This window comes from Waterburya sp., assembly GCF_058530065.1.
This window is the reverse complement of record NZ_JBZNBU010000172.1, coordinates 1-13,980: the sequence shown is the minus strand read 5'-3', so window position 1 is coordinate 13,980 and position 13,980 is coordinate 1. Positions and strand designations below refer to the sequence as shown.

Sequence of the window (13,980 nt, the reverse complement as noted above, 5' to 3'; positions counted from 1 at the left end):
TTTCAGTTGAATAGCTCTCTGGGAAAATTTACTAGTTCGTAGTTTTTAGTTTTTAGTTCTTAGTTCTTAGTTTTTAAAGTTTAATTATGTGGTCTACCCATGTGAAAAGCGCAGTAAATTTCAGCCTATTAAGCTTTCCTTAAATTTGTCTTATTTCTTAGTGACTGTTTCTGACTAACTATTGAACATATCAACAATCGATATATTTAATAACATCGAAACAACAAGCAAACATCACGTCTAATTGACACTTATGCGTTATCCTATTGTCATCGAACAAGGCAAATATAGCTACGCTGCCTATTGTCCCGATTTTCCTGGTTGTGTAGCTACAGCTAAAACTATTGAAGAAGTTCAGCAACAATTGACTCAAGCTTTAGTGTCTCACTTGGAAAATTTAAAAGCAAGTAACCAGCCAATACCCGCTACCAAAGCCCAGCTAGGTTATATTGACATTCAACTTGAAATGCCAGCTTCCTAAAATAAAGGGCTGCGCCCAGTTATTAGTTACTAGTTATTAGTTCCAATCAGATATAGTCTTCAACATACCTGATTGAAGAAGAATCAAGGAGTCGAAGTCTTGAACGAGATCGCGTTTCTAGTAGCTAGACAAAACTAAAAACTAAACTAAAAACTAAAAACTAGAAACTAAAAGATAAAACTAATCTTGAGGATCGCAGCTATTTAAAATTACATTCTTTCCAATACCTCAATGCCTAATAAAGACAAGCCTAATTTAATAGTACGGGCGGTTAAGCCAGCTAAGACCAAACGAGAGGTTCTCTGTGGTTCTTCAGCATCTAATATAGAGCATTGTTCGTAGAATTGATTGAATTTTTGGCTCAATTCAAATAGATATAAACAAATACGATTGGGCAATAAACTAGATTCAACTTCTTTTATTACATCTTCAAACTGCAATATATGTTTTGCCAATGTCAATTCTGCTGGTTCGGATAAAACTATTTTGGTGTCGCTATCTAAATTAGAAAAGTCAATATTGCCTTTTCTACTAATACCTTGAGGACGCACATAGGCATATAGTAAATAGGGTGCGGTATTACCTTTAAGTCCGAGCATTTTATCAAAGTCAAATATATAATCTGAGGTACGATTTTGACTGAGATCGGCATATTTGACCGCACTCAAACCAACGACTTGAGATGTGCGATCGATAAACTCTTCTGTTTCTGTTCTTTCTTCTATTTCTAATCGAGCTTCAAGATCTTTTTTAGCTCTTATTACTGCTTCATCTAATAAGTCTTTAAGCTTAATTGTTGCTCCAGAACGAGTTTTTAATCTTTTGCCATCTTTTCCTTGTACTAAACCGAAAGGTACATGAACTGTCTCTACGTTGTCAGGTAAGATACCAGCTTTTCTGGCTACTTGAAATACTCCTGCAAAATGTCCAGCTTGTCCAGAATCAGTAACATAGATAATTCTTTTTGCACCGTCTTCTTTTACCCGATATTTTAGGGCAGCTAAATCTGTAGTGGCGTAATTAAACCCACCATCGCTTTTTTGGACGATTAAAGGCAGAGGATCGCCATCTTTGTTAGTAAAGCCATCGAGGAAAACTACTTTTGCTCCTTCGCTTGCTTCTATTAATTCATTGTCGTCTAATTCGCTCACAATATCCCCAAGGAAGGGATTGTAAAAAGATTCTCCTCTCTCTTGTAATTTAATATCGAGCAAGTCATAAATTACTTGAAACTCTCTCCGAGATTGATCGCATAATAGCTTCCAAGCGTGACGACTATCCTCTGCACCCGCTTGTAATTTGACTACTTCTTCTCTAGCAGTTTGTTTGAATTCTTCATCTTCATCAAAACGCACCTTAGCCTGTTTGTATAAAGATACCAAGTCGCCAATATCCAAAACATCGGCGGTAGTTAGAGCTTCGGGATAGGCTTCTCTCAAATAAGCAATTAACATACCAAATTGAGTACCCCAGTCGCCTACATGATTGAGACGCAATACTTCATAACCCCGAAATTCTAAAATACGAGCGATCGCATCACCGATAATAGTAGAACGTAAATGTCCCACGTGCATTTCTTTCGCGATATTCGGACTAGAAAAATCTACTACTACTTTATCTGCGTATTTGACTTTGGCGATACCCAACCTGGGGTCTGGTTGAATTTTTTGCAGCAGTTGCCCAACATATTCTGACTTTACCATAAAATTGATAAATCCAGGCCCTGCGATCGTGGGAGGTTCGCAAAGATTATCAATTTCAAGATTATCGATAATTGATTGAGCGATCGCTCTGGGATTTTGTTTTAAGGGTTTGGCTAAGGATAAGGCTACATTGGACTGATAATCGCCAAATTTAGGATTATTGGTGGGAGCTACCAAAGGATCTTTCTCGGCGTATTCTGCGCCAAAAGCAGTCACTAGAGCTTGACTGACTGACTGTTTGAGTTGTTCTAAAATAGAAGCCATTTATGAGTTATTAGTTTTTAGTTCTTAGTTTTTGGTTCTTATTTAAGCGCGGCAATATTAGCTGCATCGTATTCGAGGCAAAATGAAGAGAAAGCGTCGAAAATTGTAGAATAATTCGTGCATTGCGATCGCCAGTTGTTTAAATAAACTTATTACTTATTTATAGAATAATCAATCTACCATCAATTGAGACATTTTTGCGGAAAGGATAACTCTATAATAAGAAAATGAATTCAGAATTAGCATCTTTATTAGATTTAGCGACCGAGCAAGCCAGTCATGCAGAAGTCTATCAAGTGACATCCCAGTCACAACCAGTCTTTTTTGAAGGAAATCGTCTCAAGCAATTAGAAAGTTCTCAATCAGTGGGTACGGCATTAAGATTATGGCGTGACAATCGTCCTGGAGTAGCGGTAGCCTATGGCAAAATCGACCCCGATTTATTAGTGGAAAAAGCGGTAGCTCTGGCAAAACTGAACGAGCCTGAAGAAATTGAATTAGGGACTTCGCGCAAGATCGCGAAAGATTTGGGCGGTGCGACGGCTACGGTAACAGAATTAATCGATCTGGGAAAAGAAGCCATAAACCGCTTGAGAGAAGCATACCCCGAACTAATTTGTTCGACAGAATTGGAGTCGGAGACAGAAATGACAACTTTAATTAATTCTCAGGGATTATTTTGTCACTATAAAGAGTCGGCATTGAGTTATTATCTCGGAGCAGAATTAGTTAGGGGAGAAGATTTTTTAGGGATTTATAATGGAGAATATACTAAAGATAAGCTCGACCTTGATTTTATCATCGAACAAATAATTAAACGCTTGGATTGGGCAAATAAAAATATAACTCCACCCGTAGGAAAAGTACCTGTCTTATTAACAAACAATGCTGCAACTTTATTGTGGAATACTGTGTCTGCTGCCTTGAATGGAAAACGAGTTAAAGAAAAATCTTCTCCTTGGAGCGATCGACAGCAAGAGTTAGTTATTGCTAATAATATTAGTTTAAAGCAAGACCCCAATATACCGCCTTATGACTGTCCTTTTGATGATGAAGGGATGCTAACCCAAGAACTAGAGCTAATAGATAAGGGAATTTTAAAGCAATTTTATAGCGATCGCACTGTTGCTAGAGAGTTAAAAATTGAGCCTACTGGTAATGGGTTTCGTCCTGGTTTGGATAGCTATCCATCTCCTTCTTTGGTTAATTTAATTGTTAATTCTGGCGAGATAACTTTTGATCGGTTAGTCAGTCAATTAGATCGGGGAATTATTGTAGACCAATTATTAGGTGGTGGTGCTGATATTAGTGGAGACTTTTCTGTTAACGTCGATTTGGGTTATCGAGTAGAAAAAGGTGAAATAATCGGTCGCATTAAAGATACGGCGATCGCAGGTAATGTCTATGAAATTCTCAACCGAGATCTTCTTTTAGGCAATGATTTTATTTGGAGTGGCTCTTGTAGGACTCCCTCTTTAATTGTTAATGGTATTTCAGTTATTGGCTAGAATTGTTGATGGTTGATGGTTAATTTTTAGATGAAATCCAATTGATTGAGTTAAAAATATTTTAGAGACTGTTTGTAAAAGAAATATTAAATAACAATAATGGATGCGCCCTACCTTTGTTTTAAAGAGTGAATCGCAAAGATCGCACTCTTTGAATAAATCAGGAATACTTTCCCCCAGTCACCCCGTCTCCCCGTCTCCCCGTCATTCCTAGCTTTTATCTTTTGTTTACAAACAGTCTCTTATACATTGGAGCAAACTGTTAACTAAAATACATTTTTTTCAGTAAAAAATAATGTAAGTCGAAAATAGACTGCTTTCATTTTTGATAAATTATCAACTTACTTTGAATAAAATTGGTTAAGAACAAATTATCTTGTCAATCGATAAGACTTTTATAGTAACATTCAAAGAAAATGAAAACTTTTTACATTTGTCCCACTGTAAAATACTAAATGATTACTAAAGCTCCGCCAAAGAAAAAAAAATTTATTAACTCTATCAATTATTTTCGAGGTCTAGCAATTATTATAATTGTATTAGGTCATTCATACGATTTAGCTCGCTGGGATATATCGAATAATTTTGAAAAATTTATTCATGCTTTAAGCTTGAATGGTACTGTATACTTCGTATTTATTTCAGGTTTCTTGTACTATCATATTTTCTACCATAGATTTAATTATCAGAAATTTATGGTCAAAAAAGCGCAGTATGTTTTATTACCGTATTTGCTAGCTTCTAGCATTCCTATTTTGCTGACGGTTTTTGTGGGTAGCGGTGGTGTTTTCTTGCCAGATAATTTACGAGGACAGCCATTTTTAGCAGTCATCTGGTATTTCTTAACTGGTAAAATTGTTCTAGCTTATTGGTATATTCCCATGGCAATGCTGTTATTTGCCGTTTCTCCTCTAGTTAATCGCATTATTCAATCTGGAAAGATTCTAGAAGTATTTTGGTTTCTGCTACCTATTTCTGTAATTATTCATCGACCAATCGAAAATATTAATGCTTTGCACTCCTTAATTTATTTTTTTCCTGTATACCTTTTAGGAATTTGGAGTTCAATTAATAATAAAAAAATTTATGCTTATCTTAAAGATAATCAGAAAAAGATTATAATTGCTTTGCTGGTAATTGTCTTAGGGCTAATTCAAGTTTTAGTTTTCCAGCAAACAGGTAACTTCCACAAAAGTTTTTGGTCGATTACAGTACCTGATGTCAATTTACTCCAAAAAATATTACTTTGTTTTCTATTTATGTCGATTTTAGATAAATATGAAAATACCAATTTTACTGTTGCGAATAAGATAGCAGAAACGAGCTTTGCTATTTATTTTATTTATCCCTTTTTGATTACAGCTTTATATAGCTTAGAGGTGAGATTGAATCTCGATTTTCAAGGGAATTTTATCAGTCTAATCCTTGCTACTATTGTAGCTCTCTTAGGCTCTATGGCGATCGCCTTTAGCATCAAAGCAGTATTAGGCAAAAAAAGTCGCTACTTAATAGGTTGGTAAGGAATAAGAAATAAGTAAGTTGGTGTAATTAAATATAAAATAGCTATGGTAGGGGTTTGGTGTCAGAAGCTAGGGTGTCGGGAAAAGATTAACTACTTAGATCTTATAAATTATTCTGTCTACCTACTTAATTAAATTAATAGTTATCGATCGCTTTTTTGGTTTGAAGACTTTTAAGGCGATCGTTTTTATTATTAATAGATCGTGAATAATTAATTGATTTAGTCTAAGATCCATTTATGAATATAGCTTTATTAGATATACTAAAGAACTATTGTAGAGAACCTAATATTAGTTACTACAACTCTGTAGAAGAGCGAATTATAGATTATAGTTCGCGGTTATATTCTCTAACAGAAACTAAATTAAATTATATCTCCGACTCAAAAGATAATTGCAATCGCCAGCTAAACATAATTATTGCTGAATCCAATCCAATAGAATTTCTAGCTGCATTTATGGCAGGGATAGTTAGTCAAGCTAATATATTTTTAGGCGATTATCATTGGCAACAACAAGAATGGCAACAGGTATTAAATCTAATAGCCCCCGATTTAATTTTTGCTTCTTCAGTAATCAAACAAGCGATCGATAATTGTCCAACAAAAATCAAAAATGCAACAGATAATCTGGCTCAATCTTTGATTATGATTCCGACAGGAGGAAGTTCGGGGAAAATTAAATTTGCGATTCACAATTGGGATACATTAAGTGCATCGGTAAGAGGATTCCAAAAATACTTTAATTGCCTAGAAATAAATTCCTTCTGTACTCTACCTCTATATCATGTGAGTGGGTTAATGCAGTTTATGCGATCGCTTTTAACTCAAGGACAATTAACTATCTATCCCTACAAAATAATTACCCCAAAAAAACCAATTTTCAATACCCAAGACTATTTCATTTCCTTAGTTCCTACTCAACTACATACCCTAATTCAAACTATTCCTACTTGGTTGCCAGAATTTAAAACAGTACTATTAGGAGGAGCTAGTATATCGCGATCGCTTTTAAGATCTGCTAGGAAATATCAAATTCCTCTCGCACCGACTTATGGCATGACAGAAACTGGATCTGGAGTAGTTATTCTCCACCCCAAAGACTTTTTAGCAGGAAATAATAGTAATGGGGTGCCGTTATCTCATGCAGAAATTATCCTTGAATCTCAACAGCAAGATAAGACTGGTATAATCAAAATAAAGGGTGAATCTCTCTGTCTGGGTTACTATCCCGAATTATTCCCTCAACCTTATTTATTAACTACCGATGACTTGGGTTATTTTGATGCCAAAGGCTATTTACATATCCTCGGTAGGAACAGCCAAAAAATTATTACAGGGGGAGAAAACGTATTTCCCGCCGAAGTAGAGGCAGCAATTTTAGAGACTAAATTAGTTAAAGATGTCTGCGTCATTGGTACGAGCGATCGCCACTGGGGACAAGCGGTAACTGCTGTATGCGTACTATTAAATTCTTCAGCGGATTTAGAAATAATTAAAACTCAAATAAAAACCCAATTGGCTAACTATAAACAACCCAAACATTGGATAATTGTATCTAGTTTACCTCGCAACAATCGCGGTAAAATAAACTATCAGCAAATCAAAGCGATCGTGACAGAATCAATAAATACTTAAGTCAATCTAATTTTAGTTGGTAATTGTACAAGGCGATCGTTAGCCGAATCGAATTAATTCCCCTGTCAAATGGGGAACTTCTCTTGCTAATAGCATTTCTAAAACAGCGCGGATATGATTGGCATGGGGTGGACAACCAGGTAGATAAACGTCTACTTCGACAATTTCCTGAACTGGCTGTACTCGATCCAATAGCTTTGGTACTATACCTGGTTCGTGCGGTATTTGATTTTGAATATCGGCAGTTTCAAGATAACAGCGTTGTAAAACTGGTTCGACATCTCCTAAAAAATTACGCATAGCAGTAACATTACCCGTCACTGCACAATCACCAAAGGAGACAAGAATTTTAGAGCGATCGCGCACTGTTTTAATCAATTCCAAATTGTCTTCATTTGCTACTGCTCCCTCTACTAATACGATATCTACATCTTCGGGATATTCTTTGATATCTGCCAAAGGACTGTAGACTAATTCTACTTGGGCAGCCAAATCGAATAGCCATTCATCTAAATCTAAAAAAGACATATGACAGCCAGAACATCCGCCCAGCCATACTGTTGCTAGTTTAAGTTTGTTCATTATTTTGAAGAGACAAGACACGTCTTATCTTTACGGTAGGTGGATAGTAGATTTTGTTAACACACAACAAATTCAAAGGTATAGGGAAGTTTTGGGAATGGTGCGTGGTAATTGCGCTCGGCTACCTGCTGCCATTCTTGGACTAAAGATTTTGAACTAATGACTAACCACTAACCCACTCCCCTTTCTTTCTAGCAGTAGTAATAAACTCCAACTTCGATCGCTCTTTGGTCATTTCTCCCACTGTCGAACCTCGATCGAATATTGCCCCAGTCGGACAAGCCATCAGGCACTTTCCACAGGAGGTACAGCTATCTGAAGTCCCCCACGGCTGATTGAGATCGATAATCACATGAGAATTATGTCCCCTACCTGTCATATCCCAAGTATGCGCCCCTTCAATTTCGTCACAGACTCGAATGCAACGGGTACAAAGAACGCAACGATTATGGTCGATGCCAAAGCGATCGTGAGATAAGTCTACAGTACGCTGGGGAAACTGATAGGTTAAGCTAACATGTTCCATCCCCAGTTCGACTGCCAAATCCTGTAGTTCACAGTTACCATTAGCCACACATACCGCACAGACATGATTGCCTTCGGCAAAGAGCATTTCGATTATCATTCGACGGTATTTCTGCAACCGTTCGCTGTTAGTTTGGATCTTCATACCTTCAGCAACTCTAGTGACACAAGCAGGCTGTAAATGCCGCTCGCCAGCAATTTCGACCAAACACAAGCGACAAGCACCAACATCGGATACACCTTCCAAATGACATAAAGTAGGAATGTGAATATCCGCATCCCGTGCAGCTTCAAGAATCATCTCAGATTCTCTCGCACTGATAAGGCGATCGTTAATAGTTAGGGTTTTAACTGCCACTATATTAAACCTTACTAATTGTCTACATTCTCCTTATAAGGGGAGAGTTTGAGAATGTTGTGAGGTTGGTTAGTTATTAGTCGTTAGTTGTTAGTTGAAGATAGACTCTAAGCAACCACTTAGTTGCCAACCAAAGTTCCTCACAACTTCTTCAATTTATCGCTTTATTTTAAAAATGAAACAGAAGATAACTAACCGTTTAGAAGTTAGCTAAAGACAAGAAATACTGTCTTGGTGAGCCTTCCCTAGCGGATTAAAAATCCGCAGGTTCTCACCGCTTGTCTGTATAGGAGTTAAGAATATACACATAATCAACCAAATTAAATGTCCCAAAAAATCACCATCGATCCTGTCACCAGAATTGAAGGTCATGCCAAAATCACCATTCATCTCGATGATACGGGGCAAGTAGAAGATGCCCGTTTTCACGTCACTGAATTTAGAGGCTTTGAGAAATTTTGTGAAGGTCGTCCTTTGTGGGAAATGCCAGGAATTACAGGTCGTATTTGTGGTATTTGCCCTGTCAGTCATTTACTTGCTTCTGCTAAGGCAGGGGATCGCATTTTAGCAGTTGATATTCCTCCTGCTGCGGAAAAGCTGCGTCGTTTGATGAACCTCGGACAAATAATTCAATCCCATGCCCTCAGTTTTTTCCATCTTAGTGCGCCAGATTTATTACTCGGTATGGATAGCGATCCCGCCTCCCGTAATGTATTCGGCTTGATTGCTGCCGAACCAGAACTCGCTCGTGGTGGTATTCGTCTGCGTCAATTTGGACAGGAAATTATCGAACTATTAGGGGGTAAAAAGATACATCCTTCTTGGGCTGTACCAGGAGGAGTTCGCAACTGTTTATCTGAGTCAGGAAAAAGGCAGATTAGAGATCGCCTGACTGAAGTTAAATCGACTATTCTCGATGCTCTAGATAAATTTAAAAGCTTGCTTGATAAACACGAAATAGAAGCCCAAACCTTTGGTAACTTTCCCAGTTTATTTATGGGGTTGGTAGGTCAAAATGGAGAATGGGAACATTACGGGGGCAAGATTCGCTTTGTAGATAGTGCGGGAAACATTATTGCCGATCGCTTAAACCCTACAAGTTATCAGGAGTTTATAGCCGAAGCCGTCGAACCCTGGTCGTATTTAAAGTTTCCCTATTATCGTCCTTTAGGTTATCCCGCTAAAGGAGATTTTTGCAGTTTACAAAGTGGGATCTATCGAGTTGGTCCACTAGCTAGATTGAATATCTGTAGTCATATCGGTACGCCGTTGGGCGATCGCGAATTAAAAGAGTTTAGAGAACGGGGCAAAGGTACGGTAAATTCATCTTTTTTCTATCACTATGCGCGACTAATTGAAATTCTTGTCTGTATCGAACAAATTGAAATCTTGTTAGAAGATACAGATTTGTATAGCGATCGCCTCAGAGCTAAAGCAGGTATCAATCAGCTTGAAGGTATTGGAGTCAGCGAAGCCCCCAGAGGTACTTTATTTCATCACTATCAGGTAGATGAAAATGGCTTAATTAAAAAGGTAAATTTGATTATTGCCACTGGACAGAATAACCTGGCGATGAATCGTACTGTGGCGCAAATTGCCAGACACTTTATTCAGGGAACTAAAATTCCTGAAGGAATGCTCAATCGCGTTGAAGCTGGAATTAGAGCTTTCGATCCTTGCTTAAGTTGTTCTACTCATGCAGTAGGGCAAATGCCACTACACATTCAATTATTCGATACTAATGAAAATCTGCTCGATAGTGCTTGGCAAAATCCTTGAACGAAGGCAGAAGGTAAGTAGTTGTGCAAAATTAATTGGATAGTTGAGATTGGGTTTAGGGGTTAGGGGTTAGGGGTTAGGAAAATATGGAATATACAAATAATTCTGCTTAGGTACTTAATATCAACTAGTCACCGACGCGTAGCATAGCGGAGCTAATTCTTTAAGGCAGTTACCCAGTCATCCCCATAACCGACGACGTTGTTTCCCTTTGAGCCTCTGGTGAGTATCTCGAAGTAAAGTCGGAATGGCTAAATTTTCGGGACACCGAGGCAAACAATCGCCACAGTCGGTACATTTATTGCCTTTTTTACCTGGAAACCAATGTCCTGCATTTTCTAGCATTCCATAGCGATATTTGCCGTAGTCTTCCATGTCATAGGCAATGGTTAGATTCCGCAATCTCAATATTTCGGGGATATTAATATTTTCGGGGCAAGGAAGACAGCGATCGCATTGACGACAAAGATCTGTAGCCAAACTGGTTTCTAGTTCTGTTTCTAGATTGGAGAATGCTTGTTTTTCGGCTTCAGTTAGGGGATAGTCCGCATCGGCTACTTGGAGGGGAGCAGTTAATTCTTCGGGGGTAGCTGCACCAACGCTTAAGGTAGTAATACGGCGATCGCTCAAAAGAAAACGATAGTTTAGTTCTAGAGGACTAACAGGACTGCATAATTGCTGGAGCTTGGCGGGAGGGGTGTATAACTTGCCTCCTTTATCGGCAGGAGAAATAATAAATATTCCCATATCTTTTGCTGCTGCCAGAGCGATCGCAGGATGATTGCGCTGAAAAAAATAATAGTAGTGGAGATTGATAAATTCAAATAAATCTGTTTTAATTGCTGCCAAAATTAAATCTAGGCTGCCGTGGGTGGAAAAGCCCAAATGTCTTATTTTTCCTAGAGCGATCGCTTGGTTAATTGCCTGCAGACAACCTTGGGGATTAGTAACCAATTCTAAATGCTGCCAAGTATTAACCCCGTGAATTGCCAAGCAATCAATATAATCTACTTGCAATCTAGCTAGAGAGCGATCGATCCAATCCCTCATTTCTTGGGGATCTGGGGTGGGAGATAGTTTAGTCGTCAGATAAATCTTGTCGCGAGGAATAGCTAAATCTCGTAATGCTTGTCCTAGGTAGCTCTCGCTTTGTCCGTAACCCTTCGCAGTCTCTAGATGATTGATACCTAAAGAAATTGCCCGAGCAATAGTTTGACGGCTGGTTTGGGGAGAAGCCAAACAGCGCATTGTCCCCAAAGAAAACACTGATAAATTCAAACCAGTTTTGCCAAACCGTCTTTGACGCATTATTTTTCAAATAAGTGACTCGCTTGCAAACAGGATCAATATTGTTCCTTATAACCGCTTTTGTTGATTAAAGCTTCTGGACTCAAACTAGAAACAAACTGCTTAAAGGCTTGTCTTTCCGCATCGTCTGCATCTCGATCTACAGGAATAGAAGCATCTGCAATCACTTCTTCTAAGACCCAAACTGGACTATCAGTCCGCAGTGCGATCGCCACAGCATCGCTGGGACGACAATCAATTTCCTTTTTGACTCCCCTTACTTCTACACATAACACCGCATAGAAGATATCATCGGTTAGAGAATGAATAATCACCTTCTCTAAAGTAATATCGCAATCATCCAAAAGATTGGCAATCAAGTCGTGAGTCAAAGGGCGAGATGGACGATTGCCCTCTAAAGCTTTGATAATAGCATCGGCTTGATCTTGTCCGATAAAAATTGGTAAAGCGCGACGCTCCGATCTGTCTTTGAGTAAGATCATCGGGCTTCGACTAGCAGCATTTAAGACAATGCCCGCCACTTTCATTTCAATCATATCTATAGCCTCTGAGATAATTAGGTAAAAGTTAGGAGCAACAACTTAAAGATAGACTGCAAGATTTACAATATATCTATCTTTAAAGTTAGATAGGTTTTTTTAGTGCAACCTGAATTTTAGGTCACAAAATTAGAACGGAGCGTTCTAAATGCTAATGTTTAGTCATAGTATGCCTCAGTTTTTTTCTGTTGCCCGTAGTGTTCGGGAAAATTTCATAGTTAAGTTATCTAAAGTTACATTATTTACAATAAATGTTTACAGGATTAGTAGAATGTTTGGGGTCAATCGAGAGTTATAGTCAGTCAGCTTTTGAAATTTCTATCCTGGGTGATCGTAAAAAGCAAATTTTGTCCGATTTGGCGATCGGTGACAGTGTAGCGGTAGATGGAGTATGTCTTACGGTCGAAACCATTTTAGAAAGTGGTTTTATTGCTACTGCTTCCCCCGAAACTCTCGATCGCACTATTTTAGGAGCTCGCGATCGCGCTGCTAAATACGTCAACCTGGAAACGTCGTTACGAGTGGGAAGTAAAATTGGCGGACATTTTGTTACGGGACATATTGACGGTATTGGCTGCTTACTCGAAGCTGTCTCTACGGCTACTTCTTGGGAGATTCGTTTTGGCATCCCGACGGGAATGAAAGAACAGTGGCACGATCGCATCGGTCGTTATTTGGTTTCCAAGGGTAGTATTGCTGTTAACGGTATTAGTTTAACTATTGCTGAATGCGCTCCAGATAGCAGTTGGTTTTCCGCTGCGGTGATTCCTCATACTTATGCTGAAACTAATTTGAGCTATTTACAAGCGGGTAATTTAGTTAACCTGGAAAGCGATATTTTAGGTAAATACGTCGATCGCCTGATCTCTCATCGTCTGCCAAGCGATCGACATCAGGAAGATATTGGTATGTCTTTTTTGAGCGAACACGGATACGTTTAACTAATTAATAAGTAATGAAGGGACGTTTCATGAAACGTCCGTACAGGAGTAATGACACAAAATAAAACTAAAAAACAATCTTGCTACCAGTGCGAGGGTAAAGGCTATACAGAAATTAGAGATTGTGCGGGAGAGATCCAACGTACCGAAACCTGTTCCTATTGCGAAGGTACGGGAAAAAGCGATCGCACTGATAACCCATAACCTGTAACCAGACGGGGAGACTAGGAGGCTGGGTGACAAGGAGATAGATCGACGCAAATAGCGAAGCTACCTGTTACCTACTAACTACTAACTACTAACTACTAACTACTAATTACGAGCCAATCACCTGGAAAGCCAAGCTAATTAACATTAGGCGTGACATATGAAACACCATCAAATTGCTTTAAAAATTAAAACTACAGGCAAGTCTTTACACAAAATTACTCGCCAAGTGGAACAGGCAGTATCCCAATCGGCGATCGCAACTGGCTTGTGTACGGTATTTGTGCGCCATACTTCGGCATCGTTATTAATTCAAGAAAATGCCGATCCCGATGTATTGGTTGATTTGGAAAATTTCTTTGCCCAACTCGTCCCAGAAGATCCCCATCGTTACGTCCACAGTACTGAAGGTTTGGACGATATGCCCGCTCATATTCGCTCTGCTTTGACTCATACATCAGAACATATTCCTATTTCTGGGGGAAACCTAGTTTTAGGTACTTGGCAAGGTATATATCTTTGGGAACATCGCCAGCGCAGCCATCAACGGGAAATCATCGTTCATGTCAGTGGAGACTGATTCTGTTAACCTAATAACCTATAACGGATTGAGACTATTAACAACTAA

The 13,980-nt window shown here is 38.6% G+C and carries 13 protein-coding genes; 8 read left to right on the top strand and 5 right to left on the bottom strand.

Features of this window, described 5'->3' with window-relative positions; genetic code table 11:
• Positions 1-253: 253 nt before the first annotated feature.
• Positions 254-481, top strand: coding sequence for a type II toxin-antitoxin system HicB family antitoxin (locus AC33VI_RS10995; protein ID WP_491782307.1), 228 nt, complete (start codon positions 254-256; stop codon positions 479-481).
• Between the two features lie 209 nt (positions 482-690).
• Here the strand turns inward: AC33VI_RS10995 and argS are convergent, their stop codons facing one another.
• On the bottom strand, positions 691-2,448 hold the full coding sequence (gene argS / locus AC33VI_RS10990; protein ID WP_491782306.1) for an arginine--tRNA ligase: 1,758 nt from the start codon (positions 2,446-2,448) through the stop codon (positions 691-693).
• Between the two features lie 227 nt (positions 2,449-2,675).
• Here argS and AC33VI_RS10985 point away from each other — a divergent pair, with 227 nt between their 5' ends.
• The 3 genes from AC33VI_RS10985 to AC33VI_RS10975 all read left to right on the top strand — a co-directional run bounded on the left by AC33VI_RS10985 (position 2,676) and on the right by AC33VI_RS10975 (position 7,113).
• Positions 2,676-3,956, top strand: a complete 1,281-nt coding sequence (locus AC33VI_RS10985) for a TldD/PmbA family protein (protein ID WP_491782305.1) — start codon at positions 2,676-2,678, stop codon at positions 3,954-3,956.
• A gap of 455 nt (positions 3,957-4,411) precedes the next feature.
• Entirely contained in the window at positions 4,412-5,476 is a 1,065-nt protein-coding gene (locus AC33VI_RS10980; RefSeq protein ID WP_491782304.1) for an acyltransferase family protein, read from the top strand.
• A 239-nt stretch (positions 5,477-5,715) separates the two neighbouring features.
• Positions 5,716-7,113, top strand: a complete 1,398-nt coding sequence (locus AC33VI_RS10975) for a 2-succinylbenzoate--CoA ligase (RefSeq protein ID WP_491782303.1) — start codon at positions 5,716-5,718, stop codon at positions 7,111-7,113.
• Positions 7,114-7,152: 39 nt separating this feature from the next.
• Here AC33VI_RS10975 and AC33VI_RS10970 read toward each other — a convergent pair whose 3' ends face one another.
• Both AC33VI_RS10970 and hoxU read right to left on the bottom strand, forming a co-directional pair.
• Positions 7,153-7,695, bottom strand: coding sequence for an NADH-quinone oxidoreductase subunit B family protein (locus tag AC33VI_RS10970; protein ID WP_491782302.1), 543 nt, complete (start codon positions 7,693-7,695; stop codon positions 7,153-7,155).
• A 163-nt stretch (positions 7,696-7,858) separates the two neighbouring features.
• The gene (gene hoxU, locus AC33VI_RS10965) at positions 7,859-8,578 is read right to left on the bottom strand and encodes a bidirectional hydrogenase complex protein HoxU (protein ID WP_491782301.1); all 720 of its coding nucleotides are present in this window, start codon (positions 8,576-8,578) and stop codon (positions 7,859-7,861) included.
• 324 nt (positions 8,579-8,902) lie between these two features.
• Between hoxU and AC33VI_RS10960 the strand changes: the two genes are divergently transcribed.
• Entirely contained in the window at positions 8,903-10,357 is a 1,455-nt protein-coding gene (locus tag AC33VI_RS10960) for a Ni/Fe hydrogenase subunit alpha (RefSeq protein ID WP_491782300.1), read from the top strand.
• Positions 10,358-10,537: 180 nt separating this feature from the next.
• On the opposite strand, the gene AC33VI_RS10955 is transcribed toward AC33VI_RS10960, so the two are convergent.
• Both AC33VI_RS10955 and AC33VI_RS10950 read right to left on the bottom strand, forming a co-directional pair.
• On the bottom strand, positions 10,538-11,665 hold the full coding sequence (locus tag AC33VI_RS10955; RefSeq protein ID WP_491782299.1) for an aldo/keto reductase: 1,128 nt from the start codon (positions 11,663-11,665) through the stop codon (positions 10,538-10,540).
• A 35-nt stretch (positions 11,666-11,700) separates the two neighbouring features.
• Positions 11,701-12,201 carry a bifunctional nuclease family protein gene (locus AC33VI_RS10950; RefSeq protein WP_491782298.1) on the bottom strand — a complete coding sequence of 167 codons (501 nt, stop codon included), beginning with the start codon at positions 12,199-12,201 and terminating at the stop codon, positions 11,701-11,703.
• Between the two features lie 254 nt (positions 12,202-12,455).
• Here AC33VI_RS10950 and AC33VI_RS10945 point away from each other — a divergent pair, with 254 nt between their 5' ends.
• From AC33VI_RS10945 to AC33VI_RS10935, 3 genes are all read left to right on the top strand, one after another.
• Positions 12,456-13,145, top strand: coding sequence for a riboflavin synthase (locus tag AC33VI_RS10945; protein ID WP_491782297.1), 690 nt, complete (start codon positions 12,456-12,458; stop codon positions 13,143-13,145).
• Between the two features lie 51 nt (positions 13,146-13,196).
• Positions 13,197-13,349 (top strand): hypothetical protein, encoded by a 153-nt coding sequence (locus tag AC33VI_RS10940; protein WP_491782296.1) that lies wholly within the window; start codon positions 13,197-13,199, stop codon positions 13,347-13,349.
• A gap of 163 nt (positions 13,350-13,512) precedes the next feature.
• Positions 13,513-13,932, top strand: coding sequence for a secondary thiamine-phosphate synthase enzyme YjbQ (locus tag AC33VI_RS10935; protein ID WP_491782295.1), 420 nt, complete (start codon positions 13,513-13,515; stop codon positions 13,930-13,932).
• Positions 13,933-13,980: the final 48 nt, after the last annotated feature.